This window comes from Acinetobacter kookii, from assembly GCF_900096895.1.
GTDB classification, from domain to species: domain Bacteria; phylum Pseudomonadota; class Gammaproteobacteria; order Pseudomonadales; family Moraxellaceae; genus Acinetobacter; species Acinetobacter kookii.
The window spans coordinates 1-18,118 of sequence record NZ_FMYO01000018.1 but is presented as its reverse complement, the minus strand read 5'-3'; the positions used below and the strand labels follow the sequence as shown (position 1 = coordinate 18,118).

19 protein-coding genes and 1 pseudogene are annotated in these 18,118 nt (G+C 42.2%); 9 read left to right on the top strand and 11 right to left on the bottom strand.

The window, feature by feature from the left end:
- Positions 1 to 368: 368 nt before the first annotated feature.
- Genes BLP85_RS14730 through BLP85_RS14720 form a run of 3 tightly spaced genes read right to left on the bottom strand, consistent with a single transcriptional unit; the run spans position 369 to position 3,212 of the window.
- Positions 369 to 1,442 (bottom strand): DUF6670 family protein, encoded by a 1,074-nt coding sequence (locus BLP85_RS14730; RefSeq protein WP_092821124.1) that lies wholly within the window; start codon positions 1,440 to 1,442, stop codon positions 369 to 371.
- Between the two features lie 39 nt (positions 1,443 to 1,481).
- On the bottom strand, positions 1,482 to 2,309 hold the full coding sequence (gene pssA, locus BLP85_RS14725) for a CDP-diacylglycerol--serine O-phosphatidyltransferase (RefSeq protein ID WP_092821122.1): 828 nt from the start codon (positions 2,307 to 2,309) through the stop codon (positions 1,482 to 1,484).
- 45 nt (positions 2,310 to 2,354) lie between these two features.
- Complete coding sequence (locus BLP85_RS14720) at positions 2,355 to 3,212, bottom strand: 23S rRNA (adenine(2030)-N(6))-methyltransferase RlmJ (RefSeq protein WP_092821120.1); 858 nt, start codon at positions 3,210 to 3,212, stop codon at positions 2,355 to 2,357.
- A gap of 118 nt (positions 3,213 to 3,330) precedes the next feature.
- Here BLP85_RS14720 and BLP85_RS14715 point away from each other — a divergent pair, with 118 nt between their 5' ends.
- Together BLP85_RS14715 and BLP85_RS14710 are read left to right on the top strand one after the other, a co-directional pair.
- The gene (locus BLP85_RS14715; protein WP_092821118.1) at positions 3,331 to 3,933 is read left to right on the top strand and encodes a 2OG-Fe(II) oxygenase; all 603 of its coding nucleotides are present in this window, start codon (positions 3,331 to 3,333) and stop codon (positions 3,931 to 3,933) included.
- 74 nt (positions 3,934 to 4,007) lie between these two features.
- Positions 4,008 to 4,535 carry a hypothetical protein gene (locus tag BLP85_RS14710; protein ID WP_092821116.1) on the top strand — a complete coding sequence of 176 codons (528 nt, stop codon included), beginning with the start codon at positions 4,008 to 4,010 and terminating at the stop codon, positions 4,533 to 4,535.
- A gap of 111 nt (positions 4,536 to 4,646) precedes the next feature.
- Here BLP85_RS14710 and BLP85_RS14705 read toward each other — a convergent pair whose 3' ends face one another.
- The 5 genes from BLP85_RS14705 to BLP85_RS14685 all read right to left on the bottom strand — a co-directional run bounded on the left by BLP85_RS14705 (position 4,647) and on the right by BLP85_RS14685 (position 9,208).
- Entirely contained in the window at positions 4,647 to 4,907 is a 261-nt protein-coding gene (locus BLP85_RS14705; RefSeq protein ID WP_086195729.1) for a DUF2789 family protein, read from the bottom strand.
- Positions 4,908 to 5,012: 105 nt separating this feature from the next.
- On the bottom strand, positions 5,013 to 5,273 hold the full coding sequence (locus BLP85_RS14700) for a DUF2789 family protein (protein WP_092821114.1): 261 nt from the start codon (positions 5,271 to 5,273) through the stop codon (positions 5,013 to 5,015).
- A gap of 167 nt (positions 5,274 to 5,440) precedes the next feature.
- Positions 5,441 to 6,427 carry a malate dehydrogenase gene (locus BLP85_RS14695; RefSeq protein ID WP_092821112.1) on the bottom strand — a complete coding sequence of 329 codons (987 nt, stop codon included), beginning with the start codon at positions 6,425 to 6,427 and terminating at the stop codon, positions 5,441 to 5,443.
- 172 nt (positions 6,428 to 6,599) lie between these two features.
- Entirely contained in the window at positions 6,600 to 7,256 is a 657-nt protein-coding gene (locus BLP85_RS14690) for a ribonuclease T2 family protein (RefSeq protein WP_092821110.1), read from the bottom strand.
- Between the two features lie 32 nt (positions 7,257 to 7,288).
- Positions 7,289 to 9,208 carry a lytic transglycosylase domain-containing protein gene (locus BLP85_RS14685; RefSeq protein ID WP_171259733.1) on the bottom strand — a complete coding sequence of 640 codons (1,920 nt, stop codon included), beginning with the start codon at positions 9,206 to 9,208 and terminating at the stop codon, positions 7,289 to 7,291.
- A gap of 395 nt (positions 9,209 to 9,603) precedes the next feature.
- Here BLP85_RS14685 and miaB point away from each other — a divergent pair, with 395 nt between their 5' ends.
- The 4 genes from miaB (at position 9,604) to BLP85_RS14665 (ending at position 13,187) form a co-directional block, all read left to right on the top strand.
- Positions 9,604 to 11,058 carry a tRNA (N6-isopentenyl adenosine(37)-C2)-methylthiotransferase MiaB gene (miaB, locus tag BLP85_RS14680; RefSeq protein ID WP_092821108.1) on the top strand — a complete coding sequence of 485 codons (1,455 nt, stop codon included), beginning with the start codon at positions 9,604 to 9,606 and terminating at the stop codon, positions 11,056 to 11,058.
- A 39-nt stretch (positions 11,059 to 11,097) separates the two neighbouring features.
- Positions 11,098 to 12,174 (top strand): PhoH family protein, encoded by a 1,077-nt coding sequence (locus tag BLP85_RS14675; protein ID WP_092821106.1) that lies wholly within the window; start codon positions 11,098 to 11,100, stop codon positions 12,172 to 12,174.
- A 19-nt stretch (positions 12,175 to 12,193) separates the two neighbouring features.
- Positions 12,194 to 12,676, top strand: a complete 483-nt coding sequence (ybeY, locus tag BLP85_RS14670) for an rRNA maturation RNase YbeY (RefSeq protein WP_092821104.1) — start codon at positions 12,194 to 12,196, stop codon at positions 12,674 to 12,676.
- A gap of 109 nt (positions 12,677 to 12,785) precedes the next feature.
- Positions 12,786 to 13,187 carry a hypothetical protein gene (locus BLP85_RS14665; RefSeq protein WP_092821102.1) on the top strand — a complete coding sequence of 134 codons (402 nt, stop codon included), beginning with the start codon at positions 12,786 to 12,788 and terminating at the stop codon, positions 13,185 to 13,187.
- Between the two features lie 57 nt (positions 13,188 to 13,244).
- Here the strand turns inward: BLP85_RS14665 and BLP85_RS14660 are convergent, their stop codons facing one another.
- Positions 13,245 to 14,123: an energy transducer TonB gene (locus BLP85_RS14660; protein ID WP_092821100.1), complete on the bottom strand. Its 879-nt coding sequence runs from the start codon at positions 14,121 to 14,123 to the stop codon at positions 13,245 to 13,247.
- A 239-nt stretch (positions 14,124 to 14,362) separates the two neighbouring features.
- Between BLP85_RS14660 and BLP85_RS14655 the strand changes: the two genes are divergently transcribed.
- The 3 genes from BLP85_RS14655 to BLP85_RS14645 all read left to right on the top strand — a co-directional run bounded on the left by BLP85_RS14655 (position 14,363) and on the right by BLP85_RS14645 (position 16,589).
- Positions 14,363 to 15,043 (top strand): hypothetical protein, encoded by a 681-nt coding sequence (locus BLP85_RS14655; RefSeq protein ID WP_092821098.1) that lies wholly within the window; start codon positions 14,363 to 14,365, stop codon positions 15,041 to 15,043.
- 163 nt (positions 15,044 to 15,206) lie between these two features.
- The gene (locus BLP85_RS14650; RefSeq protein ID WP_092821096.1) at positions 15,207 to 15,923 is read left to right on the top strand and encodes a DUF3108 domain-containing protein; all 717 of its coding nucleotides are present in this window, start codon (positions 15,207 to 15,209) and stop codon (positions 15,921 to 15,923) included.
- Between the two features lie 90 nt (positions 15,924 to 16,013).
- The gene (locus tag BLP85_RS14645; protein WP_092821094.1) at positions 16,014 to 16,589 is read left to right on the top strand and encodes a xanthine phosphoribosyltransferase; all 576 of its coding nucleotides are present in this window, start codon (positions 16,014 to 16,016) and stop codon (positions 16,587 to 16,589) included.
- A 204-nt stretch (positions 16,590 to 16,793) separates the two neighbouring features.
- Here the strand turns inward: BLP85_RS14645 and BLP85_RS14640 are convergent, their stop codons facing one another.
- On the bottom strand, positions 16,794 to 17,402 hold the full coding sequence (locus BLP85_RS14640; protein ID WP_092821092.1) for a hypothetical protein: 609 nt from the start codon (positions 17,400 to 17,402) through the stop codon (positions 16,794 to 16,796).
- A gap of 86 nt (positions 17,403 to 17,488) precedes the next feature.
- A pseudogene (locus tag BLP85_RS14635) lies at positions 17,489 to 18,118 on the bottom strand (CsgG/HfaB family protein); the annotation flags it as partial.

Below are 18,118 nucleotides of genomic sequence, written 5' to 3'. Positions count from 1 at the left end.
CGAGTAATTTCTACCATCAATCAATGAAAATAATTTCGATCGATCAACCAGTAAAAATCCACACAAGTTGTTCTTCATAATCTCTTAATGATCTTCTTCCTGGTTCGTCACCAGCAAGCTAGGTCGGCTATATTACGCTTTCTTTTCAGAAAGTCAACCAGTAATGAAAAATATTTTTAAACTTTCTTCCTAAAAACCCAACTCAATCAATTTTAACTAAGTTACTGTTTTATCAGAAGTTTTAATCTTCATCACCGCCGATGGATGTGCATTCTACAGTATTTCCAACCCAATGCAACACCCTTTTTTAAATAATTCAGCAAAAACATCTCGAATGTTTATTTATTCTACAAAACAGGTGGTTTTTATTATTTTTTGCATGCAAAAGGGACAGGATTGGCTAACTCATCACGCATTTTTTCTTGTTTATTTTTTTCTTGCCAGGTCAATGAACGGCAATCGATATATTCACAATAGCCACTTTCCCCTGTTTCTTCATGATGATTAATGCAGATTTGATATTTAAAACTGCCCACATAGCCAGCTGCCAGACCAAATTTAAAATCTCCACGGCTTTGTGCCTGTACGGAAATGCAGGTACCATCTTTATCTTCATAGCTCCACTCAAACTCACGCGGCAAATACATGCTTTGCCCGTTCGGAGTTTTTACTTTGGGATAAACCCGATGTACCTTAAAGCGAACATTGTGGTCAAACATTTGCGCCTTTCCGGTTTTTGCATCTCTTAAATAGAGCCGTGATTGCAAAATCCCATTCAAAGGATCGCGAATTTGCGCCAAAAGCAACTGGCGCTGATTTTCCAGGTTAATGACTTGATAAGTGAAAAATGCCAAAGGCAAATAGGAAAAATTAATGCAGCGTGCATATTCAAAACTGCCCATCTGCTGAATTTCAAATTTTTGTTCCTTATACGTCACCTGCCCTTCACACTGACACAGTAAAGACCAGTGATCTGCCAGCCCCATACGCAACCGGGCAAAATAGGAAATAATATTGCTGGTGCGAATTGATAAATCAAAACTCAGCTCTTTATCCTTACGCTGTATTCGAAAATGAGGAAAACTGCCCGTAACTGTTTCCCGGTCCGAAAACTGGAAATGTCCTTTGGTAAAACGGCAGTCTTTACCCACCGAGTAAGAATTCAAATGCCCCACCATATGCGGGCTAATGCTGGCAATCGTGGTTGCAGTATCTAAAGCTGTGGTGTGAATGGCGCTTTCATTACGCAGCATTGCTGCATTTGGCTGACCGATCAGACTAATAAAATTAAGGTAATGCAAAGGTGCAGGTAGATTAGGAATCATCAATCCTTGATGAATGATTTTATAGCGGCCTTTTTGCGCATGATAGGCTAAACCCGACTGAAGTGGAGCCTGATTGAGTTGTTTGGAGCGATCAAATAAATCTTGAAACAACTGCATATCTTGCTCCTTTTTATTTTCAGTCTAGTGTTCTCATTTTTATATGGCGGTATTTTTTCTCGCAAGGAAAGTGGTCACAAAACCAGACAGTGCATAAATAATGGAAATCACCAGAATCCCTACCGGGATATTATAAGTAATTGCTGAAAAGATGAATACCGCGATCGGCAACACGAAAAATGGGACGCGTTTGCGATCAAATGTTTTAAATGAATAGTATTTAATATTGGAAATCATCAGCAAGCCCACAGCAATGATCGCTGTCGCATTAAAGATCTGAATACCCAATTCGCGTACATCAAAAATTTGTGGAAAATCCTGGGCGACCCAAACCAGGGTAATAATGATCACCGCAGCCAACGGGCTGGCGACACCAATAAAATAGCGTTTATCCACCACACCAATTTGCACATTGAAGCGTGCCAGACGAAACGCCGCACAGGCGGTATACACAAAACAGGCCGCCAATCCAATGCGCCCCAAATCATGTAAACACCAGCTATACATTAAAATAGCTGGTGCCACGCCGAAAGCAAGCAAGTCCGACAAGGAGTCGAACTGCTCGCCAAACGGGCTTTGGGCACCAATCGCACGCGCTACCCGGCCATCCAGTCCATCAAATAATGCGGCCAGAAAAATGGCATAAATGGCTTGAGTAAAATCCCCATTCATGCTGGCAATAATGGAGTAAAAGCCAGATAGCAAAGCTGCCGTTGTAATCAGATTCGGCCACAGATAGATGCCACGACGTTTCACCTTTTGTCCCTCTTGGGTATGCTCTTCTTCTTCCACTTCAAAGGTGATGCCATCAAAACCATGCTCATCACGTGTAGAAGATTCACTTTCAGGTTTGTTTATACTTGTCATTCTTTGCCGATCCTAACTGTAACCGTATCTTTTGAAACGTATCTCTTATTCACCAACCAACCAGCGTACAGCGGCATGTCCACCATTTTCACTCATACGCAAATGCGGGAACAACCATTGTAAAGCTTCATCTGCATCTTCAGAAAACTTCCATGGTGGATTAATCACAAGTAAACCACAACCATTTAGGCCCACAGGCGTATCATCCGGCCATACACAAACTTCACACACCAATTGACGGCGAATACCCGTTTTGATCATTTTCTTTTCAAAACGTTCAATCATGGCGCGATCTTTAATTGGATACCAGACAGCAAAGATACCCGTAGGCCATTTTTTATAGGCAGCAGCCAATAATTCTACCAATTGTGGAAAATCTTTACGTTCCAATTCGTAAGGTGGATCAATCATGACCAGACCACGTTTTTCTTTAGGTGGAATCACTCCAAGCAAGCCTTCATAAGCATCACGTTCATGCAGGCCGGCACGGCGGTCACGAATATTAAAACGCAGCTGCTGGAAAACATCAGGCTGCATTTCAAAAATGGTGGCTTTGTCTATTTCACGCATGCCTTCCAAAGCAAACCAGGGTGAGCCCGGATAAGCCCCTTTACCTGAAACTTCACGCATATCCTGAACAATTTTAAGATACTGCTTTACGCCTTCAGGTGCATTGCGGGTAATGGAATCGTCCAGCTTGATTAAACGGTGGATACCATTTAAAAACTCACCTGATTTCTGTGCTGCAGACGTCGATAAATCGTATTTACCTGCCCCACCATGCGTATCGATATAGCGATAAGGTTTATCTTTGGCATTTAAACGTGTTAAAAGTTGCAGCAATAACACATGCTTCATAACATCGGCAAAGTTGCCTGCATGGAAATGGTGACGGTAATTCATGTTTCTTTAATTCCTGATATCAACCGATATTTTAGCATGAAAAAATGTTTCGTTCCGCAGGATATCTTGCTCTAGAATACGCCAGCGTTTTTCTATCCTGTTTATTGAGTATATCTTTATGGATGCAATTCACTTCCCAAAGTCATGCCATGTTGATCAAATAATTAAAGATTTAGATCAGCAAGGCTTCAGCATTATTGATGATGTTTATCCTCAAGAATATATTCATGCCTTGGTTGAAGAATGCACTTCCCATCTGAATCAGTTTAGAGAAGCCGCCATTCAAAATGGGGTCATCAGCAAAATTCGCAGTGATCATATTTTATGGATTAATGAAGATTTAGAAAAAGCTCAACAACACATCAAAATGCTAGAAAGTTTGGGGGAAGAACTGAACCAAGCCTTTTTTCTGGGCATTCGTGAAGTAGAAGCCCATTTTGCCTGTTATAACGCTGGCGAATTTTATGCCTTACACCGCGACAATCCACAACAAAAAAATGACCGCGTCATTTCGGCAGTTTATTACCTGCATGAAGACTGGCAAGAGGATTGGGGCGGTGAATTGCGTTTGCAGGATAAGAATGATCAGTGGCACATTATTCCGCCAAAACCGAACCGCATTGCCCTATTCCAAAGTGATTTATTGCACGAAGTGCTGAAAGCCAAACATCAACGCCTATCCATTACCGCATGGTTACGCAGCGGCAATTCCATTTGGTAATTCACAATGAAGGATGCTTTAAATCTGAAAAAACATCCTCATATAGCAATCATTGACAGATGAGGATGTAACCGATGCGGGAAAACACCAAACAGATTATTCAACGTATTGGCGAAACCGATCAGCTGTATTTACAAGGCAATACGCCAAAACTTGCCTTAGAACGTGCTGAGTTACGCATGCAACTGGTTACTCTCAGTATTGTACGTCAGGAACAGCTTCATTTCCTGCAAGAGGCCGTGGTTCTGCTTGAACAGGGCCGTATTGAATTTGAAGAAATGCCCTTAAGTTTATATATGAACTTATCCATGCATTTGGCCAAAGCCTATATGCTGTATTTCGAAATCACTAAGGAACAAAGATTTGCCTTGATTACCCAGCAAATCCTAAAGCCCCTCATTCATGACCAGTATGGTGATATTTATTTCTTCCTGGCTTATGCTTCTGCAGCTAAAAGTGAAATGGCCTTGACCAGACATTGGCTCACCAAATACAGTAAAACTGCCGATTTTGACTTGATTCTGGTACAAGAGCATCCAGCCTTTCATCCCTTCCGTGAACACGACTGGTTTGTGCATCTAGTCAAAAGTAAAGCTCATTAATTGCAGATAAATGATAAAAAAACGCCTGCAATGAGGCGTTTTTTTATGATCTGTTCTGCTTAAAAATTCCTTCTTCTCAGCAGGTTTTAAATTTCACCTGTCTACAAAAAATCAGGCAGGTTGCAGTTTGGTCGCATTCATATGTAATTGCTGGTTCAGTTCATCAATCAACATGACCCATTCATCTGCATCTTCTACCAAATAGCGAATTAAAAACTCACGCTGGGATTTATTCCAGAAGGGAGCATCATGCAAATTTTGATGTGCGGGTAATTGATGGGTACGAATAAAAAGTTCAATAGCCGCAGGACTAGAAGCAAGTCCAAGTTGTTCAAATAACATTTTAAAAGATGGGTTATTATTCATGAGCATGGCACACTCCTTATCAACCAAACTGTCATTTATTATTCAATTAACTTATAAGATATTCATAAAAAAACCTAGTGATAAAACTAGGTTTGTTGTTTCAATTTGTGTTCAATGATGCGTTGACGTTGAAAGCCGGTCTTCGGTATGCAATTGCTCATTTAAGATATCCACCACCATGGCCCATTCATCATCTTTTTTCCAATGGCTAATCAGAAAATCATGCTGTGCCTGGGTCCAGAACGGAGCGTGATGCAAAGGTATATCCATCGTCAATTGATGGCTTTCTATAAACTTGTCTATCGCCTCTTGGCTCGAATCAAGTCCCAACTGCTCAAATAAAAGCTCCAATGTGGGTTGCTGGTCAAACATCTCATTCTCCTTAAATCTTTATTGTTCGCTTTTAAATTAGACGCAAGCCCAAAAAAATTCAGTTGTCGCTGCATCACAGCATGTTATTTTTTGTTCAAAAACCAAATTTCAAACGTAAAAAAGCACCCCGAAAGGAGTGCTTCTTCAATTTAATCTAAACGATTAAATTATTTAACCATGTCAGCAATTGCTGCACGTTCTTCTTCTAGCTCGTTAAGAGTAAAGTTGATACGTTCACGGCTGAATTCGTCGATTTCAAGACCTTGAACGATCTTGTATTCGCCATTTTCACAAGTTACAGGGAAACCGAACATTACGCCTTCAGGGATACCGTAAGAACCGTCAGAAGGAATACCCATAGTTACCCATTCGCCGTTTGTGCCAAGCGCCCAATCGCGCATATGGTCAATTGCAGCGTTTGCAGCAGAAGCAGCAGAAGACAAACCACGCGCTTCGATAATCGCAGCACCACGTTTACCAACAGTTGGAAGGAATACGTCTTTGTTCCAAGCAGCATCGTTGATTTTGTCTTTTAAGCTTTCGCCGTTAACAGTTGCAAAACGGTAGTCAGCGTACATTGTTGGAGAGTGATTACCCCAAACAGTCATAGTTTTGATGTCAGAAACTGCAACGCCAGCTTTTTGAGCAAGTTGAGTCAACGCACGGTTGTGGTCAAGACGTAACATTGCTGTGAAGTTTTTCGCTGGAAGATCTGGAGCAGATTTCATTGCGATGTAAGCGTTAGTGTTCGCAGGGTTACCTACAACAAGTACTTTAACGTCACGGCTAGCAACTTCGTTTAATGCTTGACCTTGACCGATGAAGATCTCACCGTTCACTTTAAGAAGGTCAGCACGTTCCATACCTGGACCACGTGGACGCGAACCAACTAGAAGAGCGTAGTCAGCATCTTTGAATGCAACTTTAGGATCATCAGTACCGATCATGCCAGCCAATAATGGGAAAGCACAGTCGTCAAGTTCCATCATTACGCCTTTAAGCGCAGCTTGAGCTTTCTCAAAAGGAACTTCTAATAATTGAAGAATAACTGGTTGGTCTTTACCCAACATCTCACCGCTAGCGATACGGAATAATAGGCTGTAACCAATTTGACCAGCAGCGCCAGTAACGGCAACGCGAACAGGTTGCTTCATGTAATTATCTCCAATTGAGAGGATCGTCATAATAATTAAATAGCTGTTCTATTTAATCTTAATAATCATAAACGGCAAAGATTGTACTCCAATACTTTGACAGATGCATTTAAAAGAGAATGGATTTCAACAAAAGTATGATAGGAAATATAAATAAAATATATAAAAAAGCTTAGTAAGAACCTTTTATGGTAAATATATTTGGACAGGTATTTTGTACTTCTGCTGAACAGCGCTTGTACTGCCCATTATTTTTGTAACAAAGTTTCACTTCGGTCAGGATGGCATTTCCCTGGGAAGTGGAACAGCTAAATCTAATGGCATTGGCAGGTAAACTCGGATTCAAACGCAAAAACTGCAGCCGGAGATTAGTCTGATGCATGGCTCGCGTTTCAGGACTGGTTAATTCCTTCGGTATTTTGAGACGCTCGGCATAATTAATCATGGTACGGAAATATTGACTTGAATTCATCTGTACACAACCTCCGATTCCCCGCCAGAGTTGCATGCGGGCATTTTCATCGGGCATGACACGTGCCACGACTTTTGCCTGCAAGGGAGATAAAGTCGCAGTAGATGTAGTCTTACACTCGGTTTCTGAAGTTTCCGGATACAAACCGGAAATATTCAGCGAATAGCCTTCCAGACATTTTCGCTGTTTTGATTTCTGGGCATCAAACATGCATACCGCAGGGGTCATTTGTACCACCATGACATATCCCTGCAAAGGTGCAGCAAAAATTTGAGGTGCAAACAGCCCTAGTCCAGCACCGCTCACCCCGAACAGCGCCCATCTGAGTAAAACTGAAGTTTGCCCAAAAAATATCATCAACAAGTCAGACCTATCAATAAAATTAAAGTTTATGGATTATTTTTAAATGGAATGATATTCATCCGTTTTTCAAGTGACTGCGCTCCTTGTCCCAGCAATACTCCATAATGGGTGGCGTTGGTCATCACATGTTTTACATAATCACGTGTTTCGGTTAAAGGAATGGATTCGGTATATTGGTCAGCCGCAATTGGCTGAGCCTCCGGTTGCCAGCGACGCGCCCTGTTTGGACCAGCATTATAGCCAGCCGTTGCCAGCACGGGACTATTGCTGAGCTGGCTCTGAATCATCGATAAATAAAAAGTGCCATAACGAATATTGGTATTCATGTCGGTTAAAGCTGCCGGGTTATAGGTTTCACCCATTTGCCGGGCCACCAGTTTCGCCGTATCCGGCATAATTTGCATCAACCCTCCTGCCCCTACATGTGAACGTGCCTGTGAAACAAAACGGCTTTCCTGACGCATCAAACCATAAGCCCACGCAGGATCGATTCCGGCATTGCGGCTATGGCTGACCACATAACTTTGATGCGGCATGGCATAACGATAAGCATAGTTGTGCTTGGATTCAGTACGGTCAGCAGCGTAAATTGCCCGATCATACCAGCCGATATCCGTCGCGCGTTTTGCCGCGGCCAGCAGCAGGCCATCATCATGTTTTAAATAGGCCTGACGTACCGCCCAGTTCCATTCACGATTCACGTAACTATCTGGCGCATTGACACGGCGTAAAGCAAAAGCACGGTTGAAATGAATATTTTGGCTCAAGCGCTGCACATCACTATTGGAAGGTTGAACATTACTGGGAATATTATTGTAACTCTGTCCTAACCTATCTCTAGCCAGAAGATTATGGTAATCATCTCCCTGTGCCAATTTTTTGAAAATTTCTTGTGCCACACGTTTAGAGTTCGCATCGCCACGCTGCTCTGAAGCCCGTGCCAACCAGTACTGCCAGCGGTCTTCCTGTTTTTGGGTTACGCCCATTGCGTCAATGGCCCGAATCAGGCTTTCCCATGCACTGAAACGAATGGCTTGACGGGCATAAATTTCCGCTTCTTCGGCACTAAACGGCAAACCGTAACTGGCATCCAGATAATTCAGCACTTCACGGTTAAAGTTGTTTTTCATGACTGTGGTTCCACCGATATAGCCCACAGTTCGATAGAGCGCTTTTTGTACTTGTAGCGGTGCCCCTTCTGCTGCATTTTTAACGGCAGCCATTGCGGTATTTAAATCACTATCCGCCAGACGCCCCAGGGCATAAATTAAATAAGCCTGATCGGCCGCAGAGGCTTTGGGCGCAGACCATAAATAATTTAAAGGATTGGCCTGAATTTGATTGAGCTGTGCAAGTGACAGGTTTACACCCAGACTTTGTGCCGTTGCCAAAGCCAGGCCCGACTGACCTGCGCGAAGCTGTCCCCACAAACGCTGCTGCCTGTCCTGTTCGGTCATCAGGGGACTCGACAGCATCATGCGTCCCAAACCGGTACAGGATTCAGGTTGTGAGCTGGTGGCAAGCCAGACATCTTTATATTCAGCAAAAACCAGGGGATCGCCCGATTTGGCACGAACCTGTGCAACCGCACAGCTTTCCGCCTGATCCGGATTGGTCACATACTGCAAAATAGGCTGTGCAGTCGCAAAATCTGCCTGCTTGACTTTTTCTTCGACATAGTCGGCCGCCAGTTTTTCCGCCATGGCCGATTGCGGATAACGCTGCGCAAAATTGATAATCTGGCTGGCAGGCTGATTCGCCAGATTGCTATTCAATAACCAGTATTCCGGATAATAGCCCAGCACATCGTTTTGCATCGATGCCTGATATTGTTGTAATAAACCTAAATTTGCAGAATTGGCAGCACGCAAAGCATCATTAAACTGTTCATCAGCTGCATGGGAAATAGAAACGAAACCGGTTGATGCTAAAGCCAAAGCAAGCATTTTATAATAATTTTTATTGATTACCCGATGAAACATATACCCGCCTTCTGTCATTTAGTATTGCCTTGGTCGCACCTAATCATTTTTGAATAGTTTAATTATTATTAAACTACTCTACTGTTCTGTTATGTAACCTTATGATTAGACAATATTAATTTTCAATCATTTTTACGTCACAAATCAATATTCTTGGCGCTTTATTTATATCTATAAGTTTGGCTTCGATTCCTGCTAAAATATGCGCCTTTCTTGTATTCGAATTGCAATTTTTCAAGATGACCACTCGCCTCTTTTTTCCATCAATACAATTAAGTATTGAAATAAAAGGAAATATGGCTCGTTTATGCGGTCAGCGTTGAATTGCGGTTTCACCGATTTATCCTTTAGGAGCCTACATGACGGTTCAAACCTTCATTCCAAATAGTGCCCAAGCTGCTTCAGAAAACACTGTTACCCAGCCACAGCACACCCCAGCCGACGGTTCAGTGAAAAAACTGTATATCGAAACGCAAGGGTGTCAGATGAATGAGTATGACAGTCATCGTATGGCAGACCTGCTGGGCGATTCACACGGTTATGTACTCACCACTGACCCAAATGATGCTGATATTCTACTGATGAATACCTGTTCCATTCGTGAAAAGGCTCAGGAAAAAGTGTTTTCCGAACTGGGTCGTTGGCGCAAGCTGAAAGAAAAAAATCCTGATCTGGTGATTGGAGTGGGTGGTTGTGTGGCTTCTCAGGAAGGCGACAACATTCAAAAGCGTGCGCCTTATGTCGATATGGTTTTTGGTCCGCAAACATTGCACCGTTTGCCGCAAATGCTCGATCAACATAACGATCAAATCGAAAAGCCAAAAAAAGAAAAAATCAAGCTGGTGGATATTTCTTTCCCGGACATCGAAAAATTCGACTTTTTACCTGAACCGCGCGTTGAGGGTTATAAGGCCTTTGTTTCGATTATGGAAGGCTGTTCCAAATACTGTTCTTTCTGCGTAGTCCCTTATACCCGCGGTGAAGAAGTATCGCGTCCTTTAGATGACGTTCTTGCGGAAATTGCCGGTCTGGCGGAAAAAGGCGTACGTGAAATCAGCCTATTAGGACAGAACGTGAATGGTTACCGCGGTGAAACATTTGAAGGCAATATCTGTACTTTTGCAGATTTACTTCGTCTGGTTGCTGAAATTCCGGGAATTGGCCGTTTACGTTATACCACTTCACATCCGCTTGAATTCAATGATGACCTGATTCAGTGCTACCGTGACTTGCCACAAATGGTTTCGCACCTGCACCTGCCGGTACAAAGCGGTTCCAACGATGTACTGAAAGCGATGAAGCGTAACCACACCATCGATGTGTATATCGAAAAAATTAAAAAGTTACGTACCGTCCGTCCGGATATGCATTTATCTTCTGACTTTATTATTGGCTTCCCGGGTGAAACCGATGAGAACTTTGAAGAAACCTATCAATTCATCCAAGATTTGGATTTTGACCATTCTTACAGCTTCATTTATTCAAAACGTCCGGGGACACCAGCGTCAGAACTTGAAGACAACACCCCTGAAGATGTCAAAAAAGAACGTCTGGCCAAAGTTCAGCAATGGATTAAACGTTCAAGCATTGATAAAACCGATGCAATGCTGGGTACCATCCAGCGTGTTCTGATTGAAAAGGTTTCTGACAAAGATCCGAACCTGTTGATTGGTACTGCGGACAATACCCGTCTGGTCTCTTTCATTGGTGATGCTGCATGGGTTGGGCGTTTTGCAGAGATCGAGATTACCGAAATTAAAACTTTAAATTTTGTTTACGGTGAGCTCTTGAATCTTGAGCCTGACGTGGCGTAATGTAAGGTGATCAGCCAGACCATTTTATAAGGAATTCTCTTGACTGCAGCGATCCGACGTACAGTAACTTTTCCTGGTATTTCAATGGAGCGTTTAAAAGGCATGCTGGGTGCTTATAACGGTCATTTGAAACAAATCGAACAACGTTTAGACGTCAAAATTTCCCATCGAGGTGATGCTTTTTACATCGATGGTGAAATTGATGCAGTAGAGAGAGCCGAAAGCCTCTTGATGCGTCTACATGAAGAAACTGAAGTTAGCCAGCAAGTCAGTGCAGACACCCTGCATCTGATCATTCAGGGCAGTCAGACCGACCGTGAATTGCAGGAAGACTTTTCCGACAATGAACATACCGGCCTGGATGCCGTTTGGTTGCAAACCCGCAAAGGCCGTATCAATCCGCGCGGTGCCAATCAAAAGCGTTATGTACAGCGTATTTTGCAAAGCGACATCTCATTCGGGATTGGTCCTGCCGGTACCGGTAAAACCTATCTTGCCGTGGCCGCTGCGGTAGATATGCTGGAACGCAACGAAATCCAGCGTATCCTGCTGGTTCGTCCTGCGGTGGAAGCCGGTGAAAAACTCGGTTTCTTACCGGGGGATTTAAGCCAGAAAATCGATCCTTATTTGCGCCCGCTTTATGATGCCCTGTATGAAATGCTGGGTTTTGAAAAAGTCGCCAAACTGATTGAACGCCAGATTATTGAAGTTGCCCCGCTCGCCTATATGCGTGGCCGTACTCTCAACCACTCTTTCGTCATTTTAGATGAGGCGCAAAACACGACGCCAGAACAGATGAAAATGTTCCTGACCCGTTTAGGCTTTGGTTCGCGTGCGGTCATTACTGGTGACATCACACAGGTCGACTTGCCACGTGGTCAACAGTCGGGGCTTTCACATGCCTTACGTGTAATTGAAAAAATTCCTGAAATCCACATTACTCGCTTCCACTCTCGCGATGTGGTGCGTCATCAATTGGTTCAAAAAATTGTTGAAGCCTACGAAGGTTGGGACTCTGAACAACACCGTCTTAGTGCTGAAGCACGGGCAGAACGTAAAGCGCGTCAAGAGGCATTGATTGCTGAAAATGATGCCGCTGCCGATGCTCAGGACTAAGATATTTTAAGGATTCATTTTGAAACTTAACCTATCCCTGCAACAAGATTTTCAGTCACCTGAACTGGTACTGAAACGCGCTTATATTAAAAAAGTTATTGAAACTGCACTACGTTTTATCGATGTCGATCAAGACTGTGAAATCGGGATTGCCTGTGTAGACAATGACGAAAGCCATAAGCTGAATCTGGAGTATCGTCAAAAAGACAAACCGACCAATGTGTTGTCTTTTCCGAGCGATGTGCCAGAAGAAGTGTTGGCAATGCTGGATGCCCTACCGATCGGTGACTTGGTGATTTGTATTCCTGTCGTTCTACAGGAAGCCATTGACCAGAATAAAACACCGATTGAACATTTTACGCATATGCTAGTGCACGGTACCTTACACCTAATGGGCTATGACCATGAAACCTCGGATGAAGATGCGGAAGAAATGGAAGCATTGGAAATTGAAATTCTGGCGAAGTTAGGATTTGAGAATCCCTATACTGAACAACAGTAGTTCTAGCAACATTCTAATTTTTAAACCCGATTAATTTCGATTAATCGGGTTTTATTTATGTCAAATAAGCATAAAATCTTAACATACTCCCCAATAAATGGAGGAAGAAATGATAAACAGACTCCCTTCCTGGCTGTTCCTGATTTCAGCGTTATTTCCTGCATCCCAATTGTATGCCAATGTTGAATCTTTATGTAAGGAAGCAAGATTCCAGCCGGCAGATAATGCCTGGGTAGGCCATTATTATCTGGAAGGCGTAATGGAAGTCGGCTCTGAGCTGTTACTAGAACCGGACGGCAAGTTTAAATGGTATCTGACAGTCGGTGCCTTAGATCAATATGCCGAAGGAACCTGGTGGAAAAATGGGACATGTATTGGTTTGAAAGCCGCACCCCAATACCGCCAATATTTACAAATCTTCCCGACTCGCCTGGAACTTTCAGAAAAGGATTTAAACGTGACATGGCCGGATGGGGATCAAAAGGGACACTATGTATTAGCATCTCACTGAAACTACAATTAAAAACTGAAAGTTAATGATCTTGGTAAAGCAGATCACCCCACTCCATCAATGCACCTCAAACTCAGCTTCAGCCGGGTCAAACCGCCAGGTACGCACAATGCGAAGCTCTGAAATATCTTTCATCCCTCTATCAAAACCACCAAATGGAGCAGCTTTACGTACTGAAGTTTTGGCCGCTTCATCCAGTAAACTATGACCTGAACTTTCAATCAGGCGAATGGCACGAATTCCGCCACTTTTATTCAAGATCACCATTAACCGGACCTCCCCTGCAAGGCGCTGCACCTTGGCTGCATCGGGATAATAGCGGTTACCGTAAAATTCTACTTTCTCACGGAATTTTTCCAAATAAGCGGCAGAAATATCCTGCTTGGCCTGTATACCATCTACGGTTTTAATTTTTTGCTGACGGCTAAAGTTTTGCTGACGTTGCAAATATTGTGCTTCCAGACTTGCCACCATCGCGGCCTTGGCTTGGAATTGGCTATTCAGCTCCTGCATGGCTTTTTTACGCTGGTTCTGTTCTGCTTCTTTCTTCCAGCTTAAGGTGGTCATCAGCACTTTTTCTTCAAAGCTGAGTTCACGTTTCTGTTGTAAACGCTCCAAAGTTTCCTGTTGCTGTTCACCAGTCGTCTGCTCAGTCATCGCTGCCGGCATATCACTCGACATACGGTGTGCTTCACGGAAGGTTCCAGAACCTTGCTGATCTGCCTGTGCCAGAAAATCCGCATGTTCCACCTTGTCCTGACTTGGACGTAAGGTAACAGCGATCTCTTTGACTGCTGCATTACTTTCTTCCGGCATGGCAAATTGCAAAGTCAAAATAATCAAATGCAAAACAGCAGCTACAATCACTGCGCTTGTGAAAATTGGATCTTTCCACCATGCATGCATTAAAGGTGCGAAACTGATTTTCTTAAGCATCACATTAAACCGACAAAATGTCTGGTCCCCAAACTGCATAAAAGCAGTATAAAATAAACACAGCGTCTAGTTTTGAGTGAAGAAACGAGAACTCAGTCAACAAGCACGCTGTAGACAATTAAAATCATGAAAATGGTGCAATTAATTTTGTTAAACTGCAAGGTGGAATATCTGTATTTTTAATACTTTCGACAAAATCTATCGAAGTTTAAGAAGATTAACTCGCTGGGATGCCTTATATGCAAACGCTACTATCCAATATCTCTAAACGTATACGCCAGGTGTACCAAAAAGCTGAGGGATTTATTGAAGATGAGCGTGAATTTCCCCTTTCTCAAGTTTTTTTAAATGCAACTTTTCAGCGTTTTGTGACTGACAATGTTTCCATGCTGAAAGATCTGCATGCCGATTTGCATGAAGACTGGCTACGCTTATATGCAACGCTTGATGTGAAAGGTTTATACATTACTCTTTCAGTCGATTTGAAACTGGTACAGATGGAACTGAATAAAGACACCCAGCTAATTGTATTTGAACAGATTAGCGACACCCAGGTGATTGAAGCCAAATTCAAAAATATCTTCCAAAAACTTGCAGTAAAATTTGCTTTATTTTTCTACCAAAAAGTACTCAATCAAGACCCTTTAGGCATGATCCTTGAGAAATTAAATGTCATTAAAGTAAAAGATGACTTATTGCATCTGGACTTAAACCGATGGTTAGGCAAAAAGCGCTCTATCATTGATACTTTAGCAAAAGTGCATGTCAATCATGCTGTTTTGCGTGAAGCTGAACTGGTGGTCATGGGCAATGTCAACCTGACTGCATTATTCAGAAAAATGTCTGAAGAGCCGATGGATGTGTGGGCAATTGATGCAGAACAAGCGGACAGCAAAGTCAGTCCAATTAAACAAAAATAGGTTGCATTGTTTTTATGGATAAAATCTGGGGTGTTAACTAAAAAAACTACATTAAAGATACAGATTGCATAAGGTTTCGAATTTTATCTCTATATTCAGAAGGCATAATACTATCTACGCAGAAGTTTACATTTTATTAAGACTGCATAGGAACACTTTACTTATGGCTCACAATGTATTGAAAACAGTTGCATTCGCATCTGGTCTAACAACTACCCTGTTGTTGGCTGGAGTTTCAACCCAAACATTTGCCATGAGTCCATTCCAAGCAAGTTATCAATTTAACTATAATGGCAAAAACATGGGCTCGGCAACACGCACTTTAAGCAAGTCGGGAAATAACTGGACCTATGTCTTTGCTGCAAAAGCGGGTGCCATGGCGTCTGCGACTGAAACCAGTCATTTTAGCTTAAATGATAAAGGCGATATTCTTTCCAACAGTTTTAGTCGCCACAGTAAAATTTTGGTCCATAACAGTACCATGAGTATTAATTTCAACTCGAATGCCCAAACCATTCATACCAAAAAAGATAAAAAGGCCTATTCTTTTGACTGGAAGGCAGGTGTTCTAGATGAGCTGAATGCCGAGTTGCAATTACGTGAAGATTTAAAATCTTCAGGTTTAAAATCGAATTATTTAATTGCCGACGCCAAAGAAGTGGAATCGCGCCACTTTATTAAACAGGGCAATGAAACAGTAAAAACCGCTTATGGTACTTTTGACACCATTAAAGTGGTGCTCAAACATAAAAAGCCAAATCGCGATACCATTTTCTGGTTAGCACCTCAACTGGACTATACCCCGGTGAAAGTGACTCATCAAGATGGAAAAGCATCCTATGGTTTACTGTTAACAGGTTATAAAGGCCCAACGAGTTAATCGATTTGATCAATTTCGCTTGCATTTTTCGAGAGCCTTTTTAAAATACGCATTTGCTTGAAAAGCATCTGCCCTTAGAGGAATTCTCCCGTGCACGCATTAGAACAGAAAATCTTAAGTGAAGGTATCGTTCTATCTGACCAAGTTCTGAAAGTTGATGCTTTCTTAAATCATCAAATTGACCCTGTATTGATGCAACAGATTGGTAAAGAATTTGCTGCCCGTTTTAAAGATGCAGGGATCACTAAGATTATCACCATTGAAGCTTCTGGTATTGCTCCAGCAGTAATGGCCGGTTTAGAACTTGGTGTGCCTGTGATCTTTGCACGTAAATATCAATCTTTAACTTTAAAAGATGATTTGTACCGCTCTAAAGTGTTCTCTTTCACTAAACAAACTGAAAGCACAATTGCCATTTCAAACAAGCACATCAGTTCAAGCGATAAAGCTTTAGTGATTGATGACTTTCTGGCAAATGGTCAGGCAGCTTTAGGTCTTGCCGATTTAATTCATCAGGCAAATGCTGAAGTTGTAGGTATTGGTATTGTGATTGAGAAGTCTTTCCAGCCGGGTCGCCAATTGTTACTTGATAAAGGTTACCGTGTTGAATCTTTAGCACGTGTTAAATCTTTGGAAAATGGTACTGTTGAATTTGTCCGTGATTAAGATTTCAACTGAATTTAAAAAGAGCGCTCAGGCGCTTTTTTTTGTAAGTGTTTTTTTATAGCGATCTAATTTTCAGACCAAATATTATCTTGCTGTAGGTTGACTCTATTATAGAGCAATACTCAATAAACATTTTTTGTACTAAAATAAAAAAGTCTAACTATCCGCAAATAGTTAGACCCTGGATCATATTGAACGGTGGATTTACTTTACGGTCACAGTAATGCTACCAGTGTTCACAGCACCAATAGCTGAAGTTTTGATGCCATCAATATGATTCTCGAATCCTCTTGTATTTACAGATGCATCAATAGCTGCTGAATTAAAGGCTAAATTCGCTGCAGTGTAATTACTCAGAGTTTCAGAGAACTGGTCATAAGTGTCAGTATTCAATGATGTACTGATAGAACTTTCAAACTCCGATGAACGCTCAGAATTCCATTGTTCCAAAGAACCCTCTGCATTTTTTTCAGCATCAAAAGTTTTCTCTAATGTACCCGTATTCACTGCGCTCAAATTGCCTTGTTGTAAGTTAATGCTACCGGTGTTTACCGCACCAATTGCTGAAGTTTCTACTGCGATTTTGTCTCCCACATTATTCAGTGAGTTATACGCCCCGTGTACGTTGACTGTTGCATCAACAGTAGCGGTATTAATGGCAAGGTTAAGCGCAGTACCATTTTTAGCATGTTGAGATACAGTGGCTAAAGTAGCGTCTAAACCTGTATTTACAGTGACCTCTTGAGCATTAGCCATGGCTGCACCGGACACGAAGGCAACAGATAAGGCGATTGTTTTGATAGTCTTATTCATGGTTATTTTCCTTTTTTCTAATTTTGAAGTACTTCTCGCTAAGCACTTCTTTTTATAATGGGAGCGAGCCCATTTTTATATATTCTTTAATCACGCTGCGTGCTTGACCAGTAGTTTTCGACCACTTCCGGATTAACATCCCACAGCATCTGAGTCTTTTCATTGTCTTTTTCTTCATTCATTTTTTTTAAAGAAGATGAAGGCTTTTTCATACTGATATATTTAATCAAGTCCTGCTTATTCGTTTCAGGCTCCCCTTCAGGATTTTCAATCAATTCAGACTCTTTTTTCTTAGGGGGTTGTGTATCCTTACTTGGTGAATCGGTCGATTTATTTTTCTCATTAGGCAAACTGGTTTTATGTGATGACGATTCCAGAACAGTACTCGGTAAGTTTGCGGTACTTTGCTGCTGGCTTTGCTTATATTTATACAGTGCAACCGAACTTCGGGTTAAACTCAACTGGCCAAATTCAGGCGGTATTTGCGCACGGCAGCTTTCAAATGTTGCTGGCGGGATCACCTGACTGAGCAATTCAAAGGTGCCCAGATTCAGCATTTGACGCAGGGCAAAGTTGGTTGCCTCGCGTTCCCCTTTGCCAAGCTGAATATTTAACAAAGTATGCCCAGCAAACCTGCCTGCACTCAGACCATAATCCTGTGCAGCAATCTGTTTTTGCAGGGAAACATTGGCCACCACCTTACTGCTGCGGGTATC